Source organism: Pseudomonas asplenii, assembly GCF_900105475.1.
Lineage (GTDB): Bacteria > Pseudomonadota > Gammaproteobacteria > Pseudomonadales > Pseudomonadaceae > Aquipseudomonas > Aquipseudomonas asplenii.
This window is the reverse complement of record NZ_LT629777.1, coordinates 5,325,859-5,346,902: the sequence shown is the minus strand read 5'-3', so window position 1 is coordinate 5,346,902 and position 21,044 is coordinate 5,325,859. Positions and strand designations below refer to the sequence as shown.

The window sequence follows — 21,044 nt, the reverse complement described above, 5'->3', positions numbered from 1 at the left end:
GCCTGTTGGCTTTGTCGCGCCTGGCTGGCCATGACCAGGCCGGATCAATGGGTTCACCGTCAGCGCCACACAGGGCGAGTGTACGAATGTACATAATTCTATTGAAAATGCGAATCGTTAGCAGATAATATCGCCGCGCATTTTAATCCCTCTCGCTTTTGCTTTTTTTGGAACTGAAATCGATGCGCCGCACGATCGTCTCGCTGTGTCTGCTCCACGCTGCTCCTTCACTTGTCTGGGCCTCGGAACCACCGGCTGCCCCAGGTACCGTCCAGCTGGAAGCCGTGAACATCAACGCCGACGCCAGTGATTACGAACGCGCCGATGGCCCGGTGCAGGGTTACAAGGCCAACCGTTCGGCCAGCGCGACGCGCACCGATACCGCGCTGCACGAAACGCCACAATCGGTCAGCGTGGTCCCCAAGGATGTGCTGGAAGACACCGGGGCCACTCGCCTGCAAGACGCTCTCGACTATGCCGGCGGCGTCGGTCGTGCCAACAACTTTGGCGGGCAGGGGCTGACCACCTTCACCGTACGGGGCTTCACCACGGGTGAGTTCTATCGTAATGGCTTCCCGATCAACCGTGGTTACCCCAACGCCCCGGACGCAAACACTGTCGAGCGTCTGGAAGTATTGCGTGGCCCGGCCACCAGCCTGTATGGCCGCGGCGATCCTGGCGGTACCTTCAACGTGGTCAGCAAGCAGCCACTGCCGGAGTCCAAGGTTACCCTGGGCAGCCAGTTCGATGATCAGGGCATGCACCGCGCCACGCTGGACGCAACCGGCCCGCTGAGCCAGGACGGCAGCCTGGCGTATCGCTTGAACGTGTTGGGTGAGGGCGGCGGCAGCTTCCGCGACGACGTGCAGAGCGAGCGTTATGACGTGGCGCCAGTCGTCAGCTGGCAGGTCAATGACAGCACGAAGATCGTCTTCGAAGGCGACTTCATGCGCAACAATCACCCACTGGACCGTGGCCTCACTCGCTATAACACCCAGACCGGCAGCGCCTCGCGCGATACCTATATTTGGGAGAAGGGCAGCGACAATCTGCTGCACAACGACAACAACATGGCCCAGTTCCGTTTCGAGCACCTGCTGAACGACAACTGGACGCTCGGTGGCGGTTTCCAGTTCCTCGACGGCTCGATCCAGGGTAATGCGGTGGAGGCGAACGGCGCGCCTGCCGATGGGCGTACCCTTCAGCGTAACTTCAACTATCGCAAGTTGGAGTGGACCGACCGCGACTGGCAACTCAACCTGACCGGGCATTTCGATACCGGAGCCTTCAGCCACACCTTGCTGACGGGCGTCGAGTACGAGAACTACGACTACAATTCGATCATCCAGCGTTCTTCAACTGCAGTCGGTACCTATCCGATCGACATCTACAACCCGGTACTGGGGCAGCCACGTCCAGCCCTGACCCGTACCACCACCTGGGACAAGGAAAACCTGCAGACCTGGGCGTTCTTCATCCAGGACCAGGTTGCGCTGACCGAGCGACTCAAGGCGCTGGCCGGTTTGCGTTTCGAGCGCTTCGAGCATGACTACGACAACAAGCTCAATAATGCCGGCGATTTCACCAAGGCGGAAAATGGGGTGACCCCGCGTTTCGGGTTGATCTATGACCTGACCGACACCCTCGCGGTCTATGCCAACACCGCGCGCTCGTTCAAACCCAACAGCGGTACACCGGCTGCCGGTGGCGGTTTCGAGCCGGAAAAAGGCAAGTCTTACGAGCTGGGTCTGAAGTGGGAAGCCCTTGAACGGCAGCTCAGCGTCGATGCGGCGATCTACCATATCGTCAAGGAGAACGTGCTGACGCTGGACCCGGTCAACCCCAACTCTAACCTGGCCGCCGGCGAGGTCCGCAGCCGTGGCCTGGACATCAACGTCACCGGCAACATCACTCCCGAGTGGCGCATGATCGGTGGTTACGCCTACGTCGATGCCGAGGTGACCAAGGACAATCGCCTGCCAACCGGCACGCGCCTGGCCAACATCCCGCGCAACAGCTTCAGCCTGCTCAACACCTATGAGTTCCAGGACGGCTTCGCCAAGGGCCTGGGGCTGGGCATGGGCGTCAAGTATGTGGATGACCGTCGTGGCCAGACCGAGACCGTCACCTACAACATGGATGAGTACACGGTGGTCGACCTGCTGAGCTTCTACAAGGTCAACGAACACGTGCGCCTGAACCTGGACGTGAAGAACATCTTCAACAAGGGGTATGACGAGGGGGCCTTCAACGCCTATGCCTACCCCGGTGCACCGCGCACGGTACAGGCAGGCGTGGCGTATACCTTCTAAGCGAGCCTGCGGCCCGCAAGGCACACGCTCGGTACTCGACCGGGCTTGTGGCTTGCGGGCCGCAAGTTGGCTAGCGGTTGAAGCGCTCGACCAGCGAATATTGCGTGGAGGCGGTTCGGGTCAGGTCCTTGCTCAGTTCCGTGGAGAGGGTGGCCTGTTCCGAGGACTGGTCCGCCAACTGGGCGATGGTGCTGATATTGCGGCTGATTTCTTCGGCGACCGCCGTCTGCTGTTCCGTGGCGGTGGCGATCTGCGAGGTCATGTCGGTGATGTGGGCCACGGCTTCGCTGATGCCCACCAGGGCCTTGTCCGCTTCGAGCACCCAGGCGACCCCTTCTTCGGCCTGGCGGTTGCCGTTCTCCATGGTTTGCACGGCATTGCTGGACGAGGTCTGCAGTTTGGTGATCAGCTCATGGATCTGGTTGGTGGATTGCGACGTTCGCTGTGCCAGTTGCCGAACTTCATCGGCCACCACCGCGAAACCGCGTCCCATGTCTCCAGCGCGTGCCGCTTCGATAGCGGCATTGAGTGCCAGCAGGTTGGTCTGGTCGGCGATGCCCTTGATCACGTCGACCACGGTGCCGATTTCGTCGCTGTCCTTGGCCAGTTGCGCCACTGTCATGCCGGTTTCGCCGACGACAGCCGAGAGGCGCTCGATGGCCTGGCGCGTATCCCGGGCCACATCGCGTCCCCGGCTGGTGAGCAGGTTGGCTTGCTGGCTGGCATCCGCCGTGCGCTGGACGTGGCTGGCCACTTCCAGGGTGGTCGCCGCCATCTGGTTGACCGCGGCGGACACCTGTTCGGTCTCCAGGCGTTGGCGTTCAAGTCCCTTGGAACTGTCGGTGGCCAGCAGGTCGGACTGCCCAGCCAGTTCGCTGACCTGCTCGGCGGTGTCCTGCAGGCGCGTGAGGCAGGTTTTCAGGCGGGAGTTCTGGCTGACCAGCGCAGTTTCCAGGCGCCCTTGGGGGCCTCGCGCATCGCTGTACATTTTCGCCAGCAACGAGTCGCTGGTGGAGGGTTCAACCAGTTGCAACAGCCGCAGGGTTCCTTGCTGTTGCCAGCGTGAGGACAGCAGCGCGATCGGCAGCGAGATGCCCACTGTCACGGCGATCGCCAGCGGTGCGCTGAGGAACAGGCCACTCGTGGTGGCCACCAGGCCCAGCGCCAGGTACGGCAGGTAATCGAGCAACATCGGCAGCCAGCTGTCCTGGCGCGGAACGGCCGGCTTGCCCTGGCTGAGGCGCCGGTACAGTGATTCGGCGCGTTGAACCTGCTCGGCCGTCGGCTTGACCCGAACCGATTCGTAGCCCACCACCTGATTGCCCTCGAATACCGGCGTCACGTAGGCGTTGACCCAGTAGTGGTCGCCATTTTTGGAGCGGTTCTTGACGATCCCCATCCAGGGGCGCCCTTGTTTGAGGGCACTCCACATATGCCCGAATACGGCAGGTGGGACATCGGGATGACGGACAATATTCTGTGGGGCTCCGATCAGATCGGCTCGCTCGAAGCCGCTGATCTCCACAAACGCGTCATTACAGTAAGTGATCATGCCTCGAGCGTCTGTCGTCGAGATAAGCTTTTGTTGCGGGCCTAGCGAGACTTCACGCTGCGTAACAGGCTGGTTGTTTCTCATTCCGACGACTCCTTTTCCATACAAAGCTATCTGCCGACTCTATGAAAAGGTTTAGGGCGAACCGGATAAAATTTTAGCCCAAGAGTGTGAAAGTGTACGCCAGTCGGACGAGATGCTTCAAAAAGCCATCATCTGTAGTTTTTCCGGTACACGATTACTGATAAATCTTACTTTTCCCGCTTCGTTTCCTTGAGAACAGACTTTTACCTGCAGCCCGGGATTCATCTGGGCTGGCGATCAAGGGAGATCGGGAAAATGGTGGCTATGACGCGTCGTTCGGTGGTGGGGCTGATGGCAGCACTGCCGTTGTTGAGTCATTCGGGACGGGCATTTTCGGCGACCGTTCCCGGCGCCTCGAGGGCATCTTCCCGAGAGGTCTATCTCAATTTCAACGAGAGTCCCTGGGGACCTTCGGCGGCGGCGCGGCAGGCAATGGAACAGGGCATCGCCCTGTCCGGACGCTACCCCTACAAGTACCAGTACCAACTGGCGGCGCTGCTGGCGCGGCAACTGTCGATTCCCGAGGAACACATCGAGATCTACGCCGGCTCCAAAGTCGCGTTGCAGCAGGCAGTCGTGGCCTTCACCGGCAGCCGCAGCCTGGTGATGGCGACGCCGTCGTACGAGGTTCCGCGCCTGGCGGCCCAGGCACACGGGGCGGTCGTGCATGAAGTACCGCTCGATAGCGGGCATGCCCATGACATTGGCGCGATGCTTGCGGTGGACCCTGACCTGGGGGCGATCTACCTCTGCAATCCGAATAACCCGACCGGTACGCTCACGACGCTGGCGCAGATCGAGCGCGTCTTGAAAGAAAAACCTGCCGGTGCACGGGTGGTGGTCGATGAGGCGTACATCCATTATTGCGATGCGCCCAGTTGCGTGCCCCTGGTCAAGGATCACCCCGACCTGCTGGTGCTGCGCACGTTTTCCAAAATCTATGGCATGGCGGGCGCGCGTCTGGGGTATGCCGTCGGCCAGCCCGCATTGCTGGAGAAGCTGAACGTGCTGGGTGAGCAGAATGTTGCTGCCACCTCGTCGTTGCTCGGCGCGATTGCCAGCCTCGAGGATCGTGCGCTGCTTGCGGAGCGCAAGCAGACCAACGCCCGGATCCGCGATGAGAGCATCGCCTGGTTCCGCGATCGCGGATTCACCTGTACCGCCGCCCAGGGCAACTTCTTCATGGTCGATCTGCGGCGTCCGGCCAGGGCGATTGCTCAGGCCCTGGCGCAGCAGGGCGTACACGTGGCGCGAATCTGGGAAAACTGGCCGAACTGGATACGTATCACCGTCGGCAAGGATGAGGAAATGGCCCGCCTGCGCAAGGCGTTTGCCCTGGTAGCCCTGCCGGCGAAGCCCTGATCCGGGAGGATAGCGTGACGGCCTTCACATTTTCTGACAGTGCTGGCGCAGGGACAGTCCCTAGTCGTCAGGCCGCCTGCATGTAGCAATAGTTGGTCTACGCTCATTCGGCAAGAGCTGCCTCGAACTCGCTTTCAGGGATAACCACCATGCTTGCAGAACGTGAACTGTGTCAGATCATTGAGTCCGGCTTTCTGCCGTTGTCCTGCACCTGTACCGTCAACGGCAACGGTGCACTGATGATCAAGATCTTCGACCCAGTGTCCGGGCGCGTGGACCTGCAGCTCAATGGCGTCGCCGCCAGCAGTTTCACCAGCGTCCGTTCGGCCGCCAACTTCATCGGCGAACTGCGCACTGAGATGCAGGCCGGGCGCCGAGCCTTCGCCGGCGCGCTTTAGCGCAGGATCAGCTCGCGACTGCGGCGAGGGGCTGGTGGGCGCGTTGCAGGTGGGTAGCGCTCACGGTGTTCTTCAGCAGATAGGCAATGGTCATCGGCCCGACACCGCCCGGTACCGGGGTGATGGCGCTGGCCACGGTGCGGGCACTGGCGTAGTCGACATCGCCCACCAGGCGCGGGCCGGCCTCGGTATCGATGCGGTTGATGCCGACATCGATGACCACCGCTCCCGGTTTCAACCAGCTGGCGTCGATCATTTGCGCACGGCCGACGGCGACCACGACGATATCGGCCAGACGGCACAAGGCTGCTGCGTCGATGCTGCGCGAGTGGACCACGCTGACCGAGCAGTGGGCCCGCAGCAACAGGGTCGCCATCGGTTTGCCGACGATGTTCGAACGACCGATGACCACGGCGTGCAACCCGCTCAGGTCACCGCAGGTCTCCTCCAGCAACCGCATGCAGCCGCTGGGTGTACAGGGAGTCAGCACTTCGGCGCCCTGGACCAGCCCACCCACGTTTTCACGGTGAAAACCATCCACGTCCTTGATCGGGTCGATGGCGTGGATGACCGCCTGTTCCTCGATGTGGGCCGGCAGTGGCAATTGCACCAGGATGCCGTTCACGGCAGGGTCGGCGTTGAGTTCGGCAATCAGGTGCAGGACGTCGGCCTGGCTGGTGGTGGCCGGCAGGCGATGTTCCAGGGAGCGGATACCGGCTTCCTGGGCGCGCAGCAGCTTGTTGCGTACGTAGACATGACTGGCCGGATCGTCACCGACCAGCAGTACCGCGAGGGACGGTACGATACCTTGCCCGGCCAGGGCCGCGACATCCACGCGGACTTCTTCGAGTACCCGAGCGGCAATGGCTTTGCCGTCGATATCGCGGGCGAGGGGAAGGGAATTGCTCATGGAATGCGTCACCGTCGTCTGTGGCCAATAGATCGGCAGCGCCTTGAAAACAGCTCTCAAGGTGCTGGCGGAGTGACGGAAATATAGCACCTGCGTGGTGGTGGGCGGTGTGACATAGCGCAGCAGGTTGGCTGGGAAGGTATTGGATTTACCCGGTCCCTGTCGCAGCCGGCTTGCTGCTGGCGGTGTTCCGACGAACAGGGCCGGAGATCGCTATCGCCAGCAAGCCGGCTCCCACAAGGGGGTTGTGGAGGCCGGCAGGTGGGGTTTACAGCGTGCTCAGCGGAACGCTGGTACGACGTGCTGGATGAACAGTTCCAGCGACTTCTTTTTCTCGGCGTGCGACAGGCCGTTGTCACACCAGAAACTGAACTCGTCGACGCCCAGTTCCTGGTAGTAGCGGATGCGGCTGATGATCTCTTGCGGTGTGCCGATCATGGTGTTCTTGCGGATATTCTCCAGTTCGAACTCCGGACGTTCGGCGAACTTCTCTTCCGGGCTCGGTGCCAGGAAACCGTTCTGCGGCACCTGCTTGTTGCCGAACCAGGCGTCGAAGGTCCGGTAGAACCGGTTGATCGCCGTGGCGCCGACTTTCCAGCCTTCGGGATCGTCCTCGGCGTGCACGTGGGTGTGGCGCAACACCATCAGTTGCGGACGTGGCACGCCGGGGTTGTTATCCAGGGCGGCCTGGAATTTGTTCTTCAGGTCCAGGACTTCTTCATCACCCTTCATCAGCGGCGTGACCATGACGTTGCAGCCGTTGGCCACGGCGAAGTTGTGCGAGTCCGGGTCGCGGGCGGCGATCCACATCGGCGGGTTGGGTTTCTGTATCGGCTTGGGCACGCTGGTGGAGGTGGGGAACTTCCAGATCTCGCCATCGTGGGCATAGTCGCCCTGCCACAGGGCGCGGACCACCGGAACCATCTCCCGCAGCGCCAGGCCGCCGGAAGAGGCCGGCATGCCGCCCGCCATACGGTCGAACTCGACCTGATAGGCACCGCGTGCCAGACCGACTTCCATCCGGCCGTTGCTGATCACGTCGAGCAGGGCGCACTCACCTGCGACCCGCAGCGGGTGCCAGAACGGCGCAATGATGGTCCCGGCGCCCAGGTGAATGGTGGTGGTACGAGCCGCGAGGTAGGCCAGCAATGGCATCGGGCTTGGCGAGATGGTGTATTCCATCGCGTGATGTTCGCCGATCCAGACGGTGCTGAAACCACCGGTTTCGGCCATCAGCGTCAGTTCGGTGAGGTCTTCGAACAACTGGCGGTGGCTGACGCTTTCGTCCCAGCGTTCCATGTGTACGAACAGGGAAAATTTCATGACGCTTACCTCGGGTCTCTTGTAGTCGGCCTGTCGACTGCGGGCCTGTTGCCTGGATGGAGCGCGGCGCGCTGCCGGATATGTTCAAGCGGTTCGAGTCGGGCAGAACATTATTGGCCTCTCGATAAGGTGTTGGTATACCATAATATGGAATATCTGCAAAACCTTTCTCTCCGACAAATCGCACTCACCTGACAAGGAAGGCGAGCTAGATGAACATAAAACAAAAACTGACCCTGGCATTCGCTGCAATTGCCGCTTTGCCGGTCATCCTCGTGGCGCTTCTGGTCATTCTCAACCTGCGCCACGAGGCCCGCGAGGCGTTTCTGGACAGCAGTGGTCGGGAAATCCGCCAGGTCGAGAACGCCATGCAACTGTTCTTCGAGGGTATCACCCAGAACGTCGAGTTCCTCGCCGACGCGCCCCAACTGCAGAATATCGATGGGCAGCTCAAGCGCTACCTGGATGCCGATGCACCGAAGGTCGCCATGGGCGAGCAGGACCAACAGGTGTTTCGCCTGTTCGCTCAACTGGCCAAGAGTCATTCGGCCTACAGCTATCTGTCGCTCGGTACCCGTGAGGGCGGTTATGTATTCTGGCCGGGCGATCCCAAACTCAACAGCTATGATCCGCGCAGCCGCCCCTGGTATCAGACGGCCATGGCTCAGCCCGGCAAGACTCTGCGTACCGGCGCTTATTACTGGGCCGCAGATAACGTCGTGTTGGTCAGCACCGTGCGCAGTTTCGCCAATCGTCTGGGCGAGCAGGGCGGTGTGGTGAATATCGACGTTTCGCTCAAGCAATTGACCGATCTGGTCAAGCAGATCCGACTGGGCGACAGCGGTTATCTGATGCTCACCGAGGGCAGCGACAAGGTGCTGGTGGACCCGCAGCAGCCCGAGCACAACTTCAAGAACCTCGGCCAGTTGGGGGATGGGTATGCGGTCCTTGCCAAGGCCGGCAAGGGCCTGGTTGACGTCGAGTTGGCCGGCGAGCGCTACATCGCCAATATCCAGCCTTCCGAGGCCCTGGGCTGGCGTTTCGTCGGTCTGGTACGCGAGAGCGAGGTGATGGCCGGGGTGACGCGTCTGACCTGGATCATCGCCGCCATCGCCGTGGTCTGTGCGGTGCTGTTCGCCTTTGCCGGGGCGTTCTTTGCTGGCCTGATCGTGCGGCCGATCCGTGGGGTGGCCAATGGTCTGGAAGGCATCGCCCAGGGCGACGGCGACCTGACCGCGCGGCTGGAGGTGCGTGGCCGGGATGAAACCGCGCAGTTGGCAGGCTGGTTCAACCAGTTCCTGGAGGCGATCCGCAGTCTGATTCAGCGCATTGGTGAGGCGGCGATGCAAATCCACGCCACCTCCGGTAGCACCACCGAGGTTTCCCAGGAGATGGCTGAGGTCGCTGCGCGTCAGCGCGAAGCGGTGGACATGGTCTCGACCGCCTTCCACGAAATGGTTGCCACCTCCAACGAGGTCGCCCGTTCCTGCAATCAGGCTGCCGACGCGGCGGACAATGGTCAGCGCCAGGCCCACAGTGGGCAGAAGCAGATCGAGGCGGCAGTGAACAAGGTCGACCGGTTGAGTCAGGAGATTGGCCTGTCTGCCGAGGCGATGCAGCAACTGACACAGGACAGCAACGACATCCAGTCGATTCTCGGCACCATCCGCTCGATTGCCGAACAGACCAACCTGCTGGCGCTCAACGCGGCGATCGAGGCGGCTCGTGCTGGCGAGCAGGGTCGGGGTTTTGCCGTCGTCGCCGACGAGGTGCGCGCGCTGGCCAAGCGCACGGCTGATTCCACCGGCGAAATCGACAACCTGCTGGGCACCCTGGCGCGTCGTACCCAACAGATGGGCAAGCAGATGCATGCCAGCCTGGAGGTTTCCCAGGAAACCGTGGTGTCGATCAATGAGGCGCGGGCCAGTTTCGAGCTGATCCGCGAGTCGGTGGACGTGATTCGTGACATGAACACCCAGATCGCCACGGCGGCTGAAGAGCAGCACCAGGTGGCCGAGGACATCAATCGGCATATCAGCCAGATTCACGGCGACGCGCAGTTGGTGGCGGACCTGGCGGACTCCAGCAGCCAGGATGCGAGAAACCTGACGCAGTTGTCCGAGACGTTGAATCAGTGGGTCCGACGCTTCCGGACCTGAGGTGGGAACGCGGCGGTGCCAGCAGGCACTGCCGCGCAGTTCGATCAGGCCACGGCGGGCAGGGCGCCCATCTTGCCGTGGCAGTACACCAGCGGGCCGTTCTCGCGTTGCGGCACGATCAGGTTTTTCACCGCGCCGACCATGATCGCATGGTCGCCGCCCTCATATTCGCGCCACAGCTCGCATTCGATGATCGCCGTGGCGTTGGCCAACAGCGGATTGCCCAACTCGCTCAACGTCCACTCGATGCCCTGCGCTTTATCCTTGCCCTTGCGGGCAAAGGCGTAGGCTTCGTTCTGCTGGGCCTCGGACAGCACATGGATGGCGAAGCGCTTGCTCTTGATCAGGTGCGGGTACGAGTCGGAGCTGTAGTTGGGGCAGAACAGCACCAGCGCCGGTTCCATCGACAGCGAGCTGAAGGCACTGGCGGTCAGGCCGACAATCTGGCCGTCGTCGTCCAGAGTGGTGATCACCGTGACGCCGGACGGGAACGAGCCCATGACTTGCTTGTAGAGGGTTGCATCGATCATTGGAGAAACCTCGGCCGCAATGAGCGGATTTTTTGTTTGAATATTGTCTGATGGTATACCGTAAATTGGCCTTTGCAAGAGCTTTTTGGGTGCCCCGACAAACGTTCATTAGTGGGGGGATAACCATTTATCACGGGGATTTCAGTTGATTTTACTGGGATTTTTTCTGGGCTGAATGACGGATCAATTGCCTTTGTACAGTACGGATCAGTCTTGAGGAATTGTTGGAATACCATACGTCAGGCGCGGGTGAAGGCGGGGCGGTTGGGATTGGTTGACTAAGTCGGCCTGTTGGAATTGGAAGAGCACGCCGTGACGGGCCATCCATGGCCTTACACGGCTCGCCCGGCATCCCTGCCGGACGACTTTCGAAACAGCACCTCCACTCAGCCTGCTGGGCGGGGCGGGTAGATTAAAAGCAAGATAAAAAGCCAGGTTACAAGCCAAAGCAGAGTTTTTGGCTGACCTGGATATCGTAGGCGCCGCTACCTTCTGTGGGAGCTGGCTTGCTGGCGATAGCGCCCGGACAGTTGCGCAAGAACTGGAGACGAAAAACAACTCTACTTTTATGGACGCGCCGTTTAAAGTTTCTGATTTTTCGAGAGAATGCCATCTGGCTTTCCGACTCTCAGGGAGAAGAGTTTTGCAGAAATTTGACCGAGGTGCTGTTCCCCCGCCGCTCCATCTGAAAAGCGAAGAAGCCAAGTTAGCCAGGGCTCGGCTCTTGGAGTTTTTCTCCAATACTGATGAAAAAATATTACAAAGCAACCTGCCGGCGCTTGGAATTCAGCTGACGTATCTCTCGGTGAAAAAGTGCCTAGAGGAGCTTTTTAATAGAAAATGTGCCTTTTGCGAAAGCGTGTGTACGACGGTTCCTTATAGGTTTCGTCCCGCCTCAAACGCAATCCCTGTTGAAAACCACGACAACGCGCATTTGTATTATTCCTGGCTGGAAAATGCGTGGGAGAATATATATTCAATCTGTACTGACTGCATTCCTGATCGAAGTGATTATTTTCCTGTGATCGGTAGGCGTGCGCCAGTTCCAACACGCAACGAATTTGACTTTTATGTCAAGAGTGGTAGTGGGCAGTGGGGAGCGTATCCGCCAGAAGAAGAGAACTTGTTGCTGGATCCTTGCGCCTCAGTAAATTTTTCAAAACACTTTGAGGTTGACTTGTCAGGTGAGCTGATACCGATTTCAGAACATGCCAGGGAAACCATACAGAATTTCAAGCTCAATCGCCCTAACTTGGTGAGGAAAAGAGGGGAGGTGCTCAAGGGGTATTTGCAACGATATGAAGCTACAAAATCACATGGAAGCGCTTATGAACAGTCTGATCTAATATTCAATTTTCCTCACATCGAATTCGGCGGGGTCTGGCTTATATATCTTGAACAGGAACAAGCACGCTCACTCGGGAATTTGGCTGTGGAGACATTTTTTCAGCCGGGGACTACGAATAATCGGTTGTTTACGGCTTTGAATAAGTATAAGCCTGTTGTGGATGTGACAAATCTTCCACGCTTTCCTGAGCCGGAATATCGCACTCGGCAACTGAAGTCTATTGAACTCAGAAATTTCAAGAGTATAGAGAGGCTTGTCATCGACATGCCTGAAAACCCTGAGCAGTTGTCGGAGGGGACGACCCCCGCCTTGCTCATTCTCGGAGAGAATGCCGCAGGGAAAAGCTCCATTCTCGAGGCTGTTGCGCTCGCAATGTGTTCGAAGCCGGCCCGAAATGAGTTGGCACTCGATGTCCATGCACTGCCCTTGAATCCTGAGTTGTTGGGAAGCTCACTTCCTGAAAAAGTGGCGCCCGCGTTTATCAAGTTGTCTTTTCGGGACTCCACGACCCGGACCCTGGGTATTTCCTCGGGACGTTATCGGGTTGGCGGTGAAGAACACCTTCCCAGTGTATTTGCCTATGGCGCGTTTCGGCAGTATCAGGAGGAGGACCTCCCTCCGGCCGAAGTCAGGCCAATCATTAATCTATTCAAGTCTCATGTGCTTTTGTCTAATCCGGAAAAGTGGTTGCTCGGGCTGAGAGAGCCCGAGTTTCGTATGGTCGTCCGGGCGCTGCGTGAAATTCTGTCGATTGAAGCGGAATTTGATGTCATGGATCGTGACTTTAGTTCTCAGCAGTGCTTTCTAGTGAGTAAACTGGCGGGAACGGAGCGGAAAAGCAGGACACCATTGAGTCTGGCTTCATCGGGTTATCGTGCCGTCCTAGCGATGGTCTGTGATGTCATGCAAGGGTTGATGAATAAAAAATCCAACATGTATTTTCAGACTCTGGTTTCTGCCTCAGCTGTGGTGCTGATTGATGAAGTCGAAGCACATTTGCACCCTCGTTGGAAAATTCAGATTATGCAGGCCTTGCGAAAAGCCTTGCCTAAGGTGACGTTTATCGCCACTACACATGATCCTCTTTGTCTGCGTGGCATGCATAACGGGGAGGTGGTGGTCATGCAGCGCATTGCTTGTCATGACAAGGCGTTGAGTGAATTTCCTGTCTATGTGGAACGAATCACCGAGCTTCCGAATGTCGCTCAGCTGACCATTGAGCAACTGCTGACCTCGGATTTCTTCAATCTATCTTCCACTGACCAGCCTGACACCGAGCGAGAGTTGGCAAAATTCGCAGACCTGTTGAGCGCACGCGAAAAAGGTGAGCAGTTGACGCAGGTAGAACAGGATGCATTGCATGGACTTGAACGCGATATCAGTAGCGCTTTGCCGGTTGGTTCCACTGAGGTTCAGAGGCTGGTACAGGAAGCGGTTGTCGAGTATCTGGATAATCGGCGGCTGGCCTCGGCACAAAAACTCTCGCAGCTTCGGAGCAAAGCCAAGCAGGACATTCTTGATATTTTGAACGGGCTCTGAATCATGCGCGCCGTCAATCGCAAGAGTGTGATCGTTCCGGATGCAATGTCGGGAAAAAATTCACCGGCAATAAAAGAGTTGCAGAAACTTCAGGCATATTTCGACGTGCCGAAAGGCAAGCTGCCAGCCTTTGCCGTCTATAAGTCCGACAGTGTCAAGAAGCAGCTAAATGAGCTGTTCCACGGCAAATGCGCCTACTGCGAGAGCTTCTACTACGGCACTGCCCCGGTGGATATCGAGCACTACCGGCCCAAGGGCAGCGTTTACGAGGACCCGGACCATCCTGGTTACTGGTGGATCGCCATGGACTGGGACAATCTGCTGCCCAGTTGCATTCACTGCAACCGGCGCAGCGGGCAGGTGACTCACGCGCCCACGACAAGTCTGGTCAGCCTGGTGAACGAGGGGCGTGAACTCAGTCGCTCTCGGGTGATGCAGACCGGCAAGCAGGACAGTTTTCCGATCCTGGGCGAGCGAGCGGCAGTCGGTGTTCTCGACTTTGCTGCGGAACAGGCGCTGTTATTGGACCCGTGCCGGGATTCGCCGCAGGAACACCTGAGCTTTCATGTCGACAGCGGTAATCTGATCGGTCTGGTGCTGCCCAAGTCCCATGATAGTGGCGGTCTGGACCTGGCCACAGGGGTGGCAGGGGTCCGGCCGGAACTGCGAGAGGTCATCGAGCAGGCCCTGGCCGACAAACTGAGCCTCAGGGGCGCGGTGTCGATCCATGTCTATGGTTTGAACCGGCTCGGGTTGGTGCAGGAACGCACCCGTGTGCTGCGCCAGCTGGAGTTTCTGGAAATGTTGTCGGTGGAAATGGGCCTGATGGCCCAGGACCTGGACCCCGGCCCAACTGACCCGGTTGCCGAAGAACCCGAGCAGGAGAACCGGGTGCGCGACCGCCGTATTGCCAAGCGCCTGCGTTTTCTCCAGGAGCAGATCCTCGGGCAGATGAAAGCCATGGCCCGTCCCGAAGCACCTTATTCGGTCATGGTCCGGGAGTGGATCGAGGGTTTCAAGGTACGCCTGTCGAGTTGATCAGGGCAGGGCTGCGTCGTTGGTTGCGGCGGGGCGTATACCTTGTCGTTCGGCAACCGCCCGCAACGTCTTGAGGCTGACCATCGGCGCATCGACCACGAACTGATTGGCCAGCCAGGAGGGAATGTCGCCCGCCGGCTCGGCCTGTAACTGGTAGGTCACTTCGGTCACGCCGTCGCCCTTGGGTAGCATCTTCCACAGGCCGTTCAACTGGCGCACACGGATCAGGCCCGGCACGGGTGGCAGGTAGTCGGGGGTTGCCTCCAGGTGGCGAATCAGGTTGCCGTCGTCGGTCTGTTCGCTGTGCACGTGCAGCACCATGTCCCGAGGGGCGGCTGGCCAGGGCAGGTCGGTGGTCAGGTAGACCCAGGTATCGTCGCCGTCGTTCTTCAGCAGGCGCATCTCGGCACAGGCGTAGAGCCACTTGCAGGCGACTCTCAGGTTCTCCTGCAGGTCGCGCAGGGTGGCGACACTGGCCTTGATGTCAGTGACTCCACGAAAGCTCTGGTAGCGTGAACCCGGTACTTTGCTCAGGAAGACCTGAATGCCGTCTTCCTCCCTGGCCAGATTCCAGTGTTCGGCGGCTACACTGACGGTCGGGCCCAGGCAGGCGGTCGTCAGGGCGATCACGGATAGCAGGGTTCTCATCGACAGTCTCCGGGACACACGGAGTCAGGTCCGCGTCAGTCAGATATAACACGCGGGCACGAAGTTTATTCGATGGCTTTGCGGGGGCGGGTGAAGCACTCGCTGTGAGCGCGGGCAGTCGACGGCGATCACAGCGAGAGCAGGCGGGGTGTCAGTGACTGCCAGCGGCCTTGTTCAGGTCGCTTTCCTGCCATTGGGTGTAGACGCAGGCATCGGCCGTGGCCCAGCGTACGGCCACCAGATCACCGGCCTTGAGCGGCATGCCGGTCGCGGACAGGGCCTTGACGGTCATGGCCGTGCCGCCCAGGGTCACAACGCTGCAGGTTTGGCTTTCACCGAGAAACAGCACCTCGTTGACGGTCGCCGTGACCTGGTTCCAGCCGGCGGTCAACGGTTCGCCAGAGCTTTGTTCGAGGCTCAGGGCCAGGGCCTTTTCCGGGCGTACCATCAGCAGTGCGTCCTGGTCGTGCTGCAGGCCCGCCGTCAGCCGGATCGACAGGGTTTGCCCTTCGAAACTGGCCGCACCGTTGCCCTGGGCCTTGAGCCGCAGGAAGTTGGAGTTGCCCAGGAACGAGGCGACGAAGGCGTTCGGCGGGTTCTGGTAGAGGTCGTAGCCGCTGCCCAGGCCGACGATCTTGCCGTGGCTGAAGATGGCGATGCGCTGGGACAGACGCATGGCTTCTTCCTGGTCGTGGGTCACGTAGACGATGGTGATGCCCAGGCGTCGATGCAACTGGCGCAGTTCGTCTTGCAGGTCTTCACGCAGCTTCTTGTCCAGGGCGCCGAGGGGTTCGTCCATCAGCAGGATGCGGGGTTCGTAGACCAGGGCTCGGGCGATCGCCACGCGCTGTTGCTGGCCACCGGACAGTTGTGCCGGACGGCGATGGGCGAACTGTTCCAGTTGCACCAGCTTGAGCATCGCGTCGACGCGTTTCTCGCGCTCGGCGGCAGCCAGTTTGCGAATGGCCAGGGGGAAGGCGATGTTGTCGCGCACCGAGAGGTGCGGGAACAGCGAGTAGCGCTGAAACACCATGCCGATGTCGCGTTTGTGCGGCGGCACGTTGACCAGCGACTTGCCGCCCACCAGGATTTCCCCGGAGCTGGGGCTTTCGAAGCCGGCCAGCATCGACAGCGTGGTGCTCTTGCCCGAGCCGCTGGAGCCGAGGAAGGTCAGGAACTCGCCATCCTTGATGTCCAGCGAGATGTTGTCCACGGCGGCGAAATCGCCGTAGTGCTTGTTCAGGTTGCGCAGGCTGACCAGGGTACGGTCGTTCTGTTGTGCAGGGTCTTTGATCACGGCACTCATGTTCTACTCCTGGGCGCTCAGGCGCTGAGTTCATTGCGCCGACGCAGCGCGGCGGCGATCACCATCACCAATATCGACAGGCCGATCAGCAGCGTCGAAGCGACGGCGATCACCGGGGTCAGGTCCTGGCGCAGGGTGGTCCACATTTTCACGGGCAGGGTCTGCAGGGTCGGGCTGGCCATCATCACGCTCAGCACCACTTCGTCCCACGACACCAGGAAGGCAAACAGTGCACCGGCGACCATGCCGGGGCGAATCGCCGGGAAGGTCACCTTGAACACTGCCTGCAGGCGCGAGGCGCCACAGATCACCGCAGCATCCTCGATCGACTGGTCGAACAGTTTCAGCGAGTTGATGATCGAGATGATGGTGAAGGGCAGGGCGACGATCACGTGGCTGACCACGAAAGCGAACATCGTGCCGGTATAGCCGAGTTTGAGAAACAGTGCATAGACCGCCACCGCGATGATCACCAGGGGCACGATCATCGGCAGGGTGAACAGCCCGTAGAGCATTTCCCGGCCGGGGAAGCGTCCACGTACCAGGGCGAAGGCGGTTGGCAGTCCCAGCGCCACGGCGAAGACCGTGGTCAGTACCGCGACCTTGAGGCTGGCCAGGGCGGCATTCATCCAGTCCGGGTTGGAGAAGAACTGGCCGTACCATTTCAGCGTCCAGCCCGGCGGCGGAAACACCAGCCACTGGGAGGAGCCGAACGACAGCAGGACGATGAACACGATCGGCAGCAGCAGGAACAGGGCGATCAGTCCAGTGGTGAGGTAGAGGCCCAGGCGCATGCGCCGGCTCATGGCGTTCGGGGTCAGGAGCATGACGGCTTACCTCGCGTTGCTCGCGCCGACCGGGGATTCCGGTTGGAGCTTCAGGTAGAAGTAGAACAGCACCAGGGTAATCAGGATCAGCAGGGCGGCGCCGGCGCTGGCCAGGCCCCAGTTGAGGAACGATTGCACCTGTTGAATGATGAACTCCGGCAGCATCATGTTCTGCGCGCCGCCCAGCAGGGCTGGCGTCACGTAGTAACCGAGGGACATCACGAAGACCATCAGCGCACCGGAAAACAGCCCCGGGCGGCACAGTGGCAGGAAGACCCGGAAGAAGTTGGTCCAGGGGCTGGCACCGCAGATGGAGCCGGCTTGCAGGATCATCGGGTCGATGGCCTGCATGGTCGCCTGCAACGGCAGGACGATGAATGGAATCATGATGTAGCTCATGCCGATCACCACGCCGGTCAGGTTGTGCACCATTTCCAGCGGTTGGTCGATGATCCCCAGGCCCATCAGCAGTTTGTTGATCACGCCGGAGGCTTGCAGCAGCACCAGCCAGGAGTAGGTCCGCGCCAGCAGGCTGGTCCACATCGACAGCAGTACGATACTCAGCAACCAGCGGCCCCAGCCGCGAGGTACCAGGGTGATCGCCCAGGCCAGCGGGAAGCCCAGCAGCAGGCTGAACAAAGTGACCAGCCCGGCCACCGAGAAGGTGTTGAGCAGGACCCGGGCATACGCCGAGTTGGCGAACAGTTGCTGGTAGTTCTCAAGCCCTGGCGTGGGCTCCAGCACGCCGCGCAGCAGCAGGCCGATCAGCGGAGCCAGAAAGAACAGGCCCAGGAACAGCAGGGCGGGTGCCAGGTTGCCGGCACCTTTCCAGCGCCGGGCCAGCGAAGGTGTGTGTTTCATGACAGCCGCCTTGCCGCAGGCCGAGCCGGCGGCGCCAGTGGCGCCTCCGGTCGGTGGGGAGGAATGGACCGCGCTGGCGGCCATTTTCATTTGACCAGCCATTCGTTCCACCGTGTCGCGATGGCTGGACCGTTCTTGGCCCAGTAGGCGAAATCAAGGGTGATCTGGTCCTTGACGTAGGCGGTCGGCAGGTTGGGCGCGAGCACCGAGTCCAGGCGCGATACGCTGTCGACGTTGACCGGCGCGTAGGCGGTCAGGTTGGAGAAGTCGGCCTGACCCTTGGCGCTGCTGGCGTTGGCCAGGAACTTCATGGCGGCGGCCTTGTTCTTCGAGCCTTTGGGTACGACCAGGATATCGGCCATGACCAGGTTCTGTTTCCAGCTCACGCCGACGGGGGCGCCGTCCTGCTGCAGGGCATAGATGCGACCATTCCAGAACTGGCCGAGACTGGCTTCACCCGAGGCCAGCAGTTGCTGGGACTGGGCACCGCCGCCCCACCAGACGATGTCTTTCTTGATGGTGTCGAGTTTCTTGAAGGCGCGGTCCAGGTCCAGCGGATAGAGCTTGTCGGCTGGTACGCCGTCGGCCAGCAGGGCCAGTTCGAGAACACCAGGGCTCGGCCATTTGTAGAGGGCACGTTTGCCGGGATAGGTCTTGGTGTCGAACAGGGCGCTCCAGTCCTGCGGCTTGCTGGCGCCGAGCTTGCCTTCGTTGTAGCCGAGCACGAAGGAGAAGAAGAACGAACCCACGCCATGATCGGAGACGAAACGCGGGTCGATCTTGTCGCGCTGGATCACGCTGAAGTCGAGCGGTTCGAGCAGGCCTTCACTGGCGGCACGCAGGGCAAAGTCGGCTTCGACGTCGACCACGTCCCACTGCACGTTGCCACTTTCGACCATGGCCTTGAGCTTGCCATAGTCGGTAGGGCCGTCCTGCACCACGGTGATGCCGCTGGCCTTGCTGAACGGATCGGCCCAGGCCTGCTTCTGCGCGTCCTGGGTGCTACCGCCCCAACTGACGAAGTTGACGCTTTCGGCGGCCATCGCTACCTGGCTCATGCTCAGCAAGCCGGCTAGCAATACAGCGGTCGTACCTTTTTTCAACACCATTATGACGCCCTCATTGTTGTGTTTTGAGCGGGCTATCGATGCCCGCCTATGGGGAGCAGCTGGTCTTTCAGTGCCTTTGCAGGCGGTCACGTCAAGGCTAGTACCGTGTCTCGTTTCTGGCTGGATCTTGGACAAGTTTATTCGGTCTACGGGATATCATATTATGGTATTCCAAACTTTGTGCAAGCACTTTGCCTTACCGGCTATCCGACCAGAACGCTTTTTTCTCCCGGTGCTATTGGGTGAAAGGGATGCTTTCGACCACTTCCAGGTTGTAGCCGGTCAGGCCGGCATATTTGAGTGGCGGGCCGAGGTGGCGCAGCTTGCCGATGCCGAGGTCTTGCAGGATTTGCGCCCCGGTGCCGACCTCGGAATAGATCCGCGATTGCGAGCGGCTGTATTGGCGTGGTGGCTGGGTCAATTGCGGGATGCGTTCGAGCAGGGCCTGGGACGATTCGTGGTTGGCCAGCACCACGACCACGCCGCGTCCCTCAGCGGCGACCCGTTGCAGTGCAGCCCACAGTGTCCAGTTGCTCGGCCCGTGATACTCGGCGCCGACCAGGTCGCGCAGCGGGTCGATGACATGAACCCGTACCAGGGTCGGTTCCTCACGACGGATATCGCCCATGACCATGGCCATGTGCACGCCGCCTTCGATGCGGTCCTCGTAGCTCACCAGGCGGAAGGTGCCGTGTACGGTGGGCAGTTCGCGTTCACCGATGCGCACGACGGTATGCTCGGTACTGAGGCGGTAGTGGATGAGGTCGGCGATGGTGCCGATCTTGATCCCGTGTTTGTGGGCGAAGACTTCCAGGTCCGGGCGGCGGGCCATGGTGCCGTCGTCGTTCATCACTTCGACGATCACCGAGGCGGGGGTGAAGCCGGCCAGGCGCGCCAGGTCGCAACCGGCCTCGGTGTGTCCGGCGCGGGTCAGCACGCCGCCTTCGCGGGCACGCAGGGGGAAGATATGGCCGGGTTGCACCAGGTCGTCGGCGCAGGCATTGGCGGCGACTGCCGCCTCTACGGTCCGGGCCCGGTCCGCAGCGGAGATGCCGGTGGTGACGCCCGTGGCGGCCTCGATGGAGACCGTGAAGGCGGTGCTGAAGGCACTGCCGTTGCTCGGCACCATCTGTTCCAGGCCCAGGCGCTGACAGTGTTCGTCGGTCAGGGTCAGGCAGATCAGCCCGCGGGCCTCGCGGGCCATGAAGCTGATGGCCTGGGCGTTGCAACAGTCGGCGGCGAGCAGCAGATCGCCTTCGTTTTCGCGGTCTTCGTCATCCACCAGCAGCACCATCTTGCCCTGGCGGTAGTCTTCGATTATCTCTTCGATGCTGTTAAAGGCCATATTCGAATCTCAACGTGTGTGGCGAGATTTGTGGTATACCATAATACAAAATAAACAAACAATGAGGTCGACAATGAAGGCTTACTGGATCGCTCATGTGGAAGTCACCGACCCTGAGCAATACACCGAGTACACCCGCCGGGCGCCGGCGGCATTTGCTCAGTATGGTGGACGTTTCCTGGCCCGGGGCGGGCGCTCGCAGGCTGTAGAGGGGCGGGAGACGCCGCAGCGCAGCGTGGTGATCGAATTCGACTCCTATGAGCAGGCGCTGGCCTGTTATCACTCGGCGCTGTACCAGGAGGCGGCTGGGCATCGCGCGGGTGTGGCCCGGGCGGAGATCATCATCGTCGAGGGCATGGCGCCCTGAAGTCGGATGCCGCTAGCTGATCCTGT

17 protein-coding genes are annotated in these 21,044 nt (G+C 60.4%); 7 read left to right on the top strand and 10 right to left on the bottom strand.

Features of this window, described 5'->3' with window-relative positions:
• Positions 1-182: 182 nt before the first annotated feature.
• Positions 183-2,312 (top strand): TonB-dependent siderophore receptor, encoded by a 2,130-nt coding sequence (locus BLU37_RS23690; RefSeq protein ID WP_090209513.1) that lies wholly within the window; start codon positions 183-185, stop codon positions 2,310-2,312.
• Between the two features lie 70 nt (positions 2,313-2,382).
• On the opposite strand, the gene BLU37_RS23685 is transcribed toward BLU37_RS23690, so the two are convergent.
• On the bottom strand, positions 2,383-3,948 hold the full coding sequence (locus BLU37_RS23685; RefSeq protein ID WP_090209510.1) for a methyl-accepting chemotaxis protein: 1,566 nt from the start codon (positions 3,946-3,948) through the stop codon (positions 2,383-2,385).
• Positions 3,949-4,203: 255 nt separating this feature from the next.
• On the opposite strand from BLU37_RS23685, the gene ptaA reads away from it, so the two are divergent.
• Entirely contained in the window at positions 4,204-5,310 is a 1,107-nt protein-coding gene (ptaA, locus tag BLU37_RS23680) for a pyoverdine biosynthesis transaminase PtaA (RefSeq protein WP_090209508.1), read from the top strand.
• Between the two features lie 149 nt (positions 5,311-5,459).
• On the top strand, positions 5,460-5,708 hold the full coding sequence (locus BLU37_RS23675) for a DUF1652 domain-containing protein (RefSeq protein ID WP_090209505.1): 249 nt from the start codon (positions 5,460-5,462) through the stop codon (positions 5,706-5,708).
• Positions 5,709-5,715: 7 nt separating this feature from the next.
• Here the strand turns inward: BLU37_RS23675 and folD are convergent, their stop codons facing one another.
• Both folD and BLU37_RS23665 read right to left on the bottom strand, forming a co-directional pair.
• On the bottom strand, positions 5,716-6,618 hold the full coding sequence (folD, locus tag BLU37_RS23670; RefSeq protein ID WP_090209502.1) for a bifunctional methylenetetrahydrofolate dehydrogenase/methenyltetrahydrofolate cyclohydrolase FolD: 903 nt from the start codon (positions 6,616-6,618) through the stop codon (positions 5,716-5,718).
• A gap of 279 nt (positions 6,619-6,897) precedes the next feature.
• Positions 6,898-7,941, bottom strand: coding sequence for an LLM class flavin-dependent oxidoreductase (locus BLU37_RS23665; RefSeq protein ID WP_090209500.1), 1,044 nt, complete (start codon positions 7,939-7,941; stop codon positions 6,898-6,900).
• Positions 7,942-8,153: 212 nt separating this feature from the next.
• On the opposite strand from BLU37_RS23665, the gene BLU37_RS23660 reads away from it, so the two are divergent.
• Positions 8,154-10,100 carry a methyl-accepting chemotaxis protein gene (locus BLU37_RS23660; RefSeq protein WP_090209497.1) on the top strand — a complete coding sequence of 649 codons (1,947 nt, stop codon included), beginning with the start codon at positions 8,154-8,156 and terminating at the stop codon, positions 10,098-10,100.
• A 44-nt stretch (positions 10,101-10,144) separates the two neighbouring features.
• Here the strand turns inward: BLU37_RS23660 and BLU37_RS23655 are convergent, their stop codons facing one another.
• Positions 10,145-10,630 (bottom strand): flavin reductase family protein, encoded by a 486-nt coding sequence (locus tag BLU37_RS23655; protein WP_090209495.1) that lies wholly within the window; start codon positions 10,628-10,630, stop codon positions 10,145-10,147.
• 457 nt (positions 10,631-11,087) lie between these two features.
• On the opposite strand from BLU37_RS23655, the gene BLU37_RS23650 reads away from it, so the two are divergent.
• Both BLU37_RS23650 and BLU37_RS23645 read left to right on the top strand, forming a co-directional pair.
• Complete coding sequence (locus BLU37_RS23650; protein ID WP_090209492.1) at positions 11,088-13,517, top strand: AAA family ATPase; 2,430 nt, start codon at positions 11,088-11,090, stop codon at positions 13,515-13,517.
• A gap of 3 nt (positions 13,518-13,520) precedes the next feature.
• A complete protein-coding gene (locus tag BLU37_RS23645; protein ID WP_090209489.1) occupies positions 13,521-14,555 on the top strand; it encodes an HNH endonuclease family protein in 1,035 nt (344 codons plus the stop codon).
• Here the strand turns inward: BLU37_RS23645 and BLU37_RS23640 are convergent, their stop codons facing one another.
• The 6 genes from BLU37_RS23640 to ribBA all read right to left on the bottom strand — a co-directional run bounded on the left by BLU37_RS23640 (position 14,556) and on the right by ribBA (position 20,651).
• Positions 14,556-15,203, bottom strand: a complete 648-nt coding sequence (locus BLU37_RS23640; RefSeq protein WP_090209487.1) for an START domain-containing protein — start codon at positions 15,201-15,203, stop codon at positions 14,556-14,558.
• Positions 15,204-15,354: 151 nt separating this feature from the next.
• Entirely contained in the window at positions 15,355-16,509 is a 1,155-nt protein-coding gene (locus BLU37_RS23635; RefSeq protein WP_090209484.1) for an ABC transporter ATP-binding protein, read from the bottom strand.
• Between the two features lie 17 nt (positions 16,510-16,526).
• Positions 16,527-17,336, bottom strand: a complete 810-nt coding sequence (locus BLU37_RS23630; RefSeq protein WP_010450990.1) for an ABC transporter permease — start codon at positions 17,334-17,336, stop codon at positions 16,527-16,529.
• 6 nt (positions 17,337-17,342) lie between these two features.
• A complete protein-coding gene (locus BLU37_RS23625) occupies positions 17,343-18,287 on the bottom strand; it encodes an ABC transporter permease (RefSeq protein ID WP_010450989.1) in 945 nt (314 codons plus the stop codon).
• Complete coding sequence (locus BLU37_RS23620; RefSeq protein ID WP_090209481.1) at positions 18,284-19,306, bottom strand: ABC transporter substrate-binding protein; 1,023 nt, start codon at positions 19,304-19,306, stop codon at positions 18,284-18,286. The genes BLU37_RS23625 and BLU37_RS23620 overlap by 4 nt, the downstream gene beginning before the upstream one ends.
• A gap of 235 nt (positions 19,307-19,541) precedes the next feature.
• A complete protein-coding gene (gene ribBA, locus BLU37_RS23615; RefSeq protein ID WP_019363213.1) occupies positions 19,542-20,651 on the bottom strand; it encodes a bifunctional 3,4-dihydroxy-2-butanone-4-phosphate synthase/GTP cyclohydrolase II in 1,110 nt (369 codons plus the stop codon).
• A gap of 73 nt (positions 20,652-20,724) precedes the next feature.
• Between ribBA and BLU37_RS23610 the strand changes: the two genes are divergently transcribed.
• A complete protein-coding gene (locus tag BLU37_RS23610; protein WP_010450980.1) occupies positions 20,725-21,018 on the top strand; it encodes a DUF1330 domain-containing protein in 294 nt (97 codons plus the stop codon).
• Positions 21,019-21,044 lie beyond the last annotated feature (26 nt).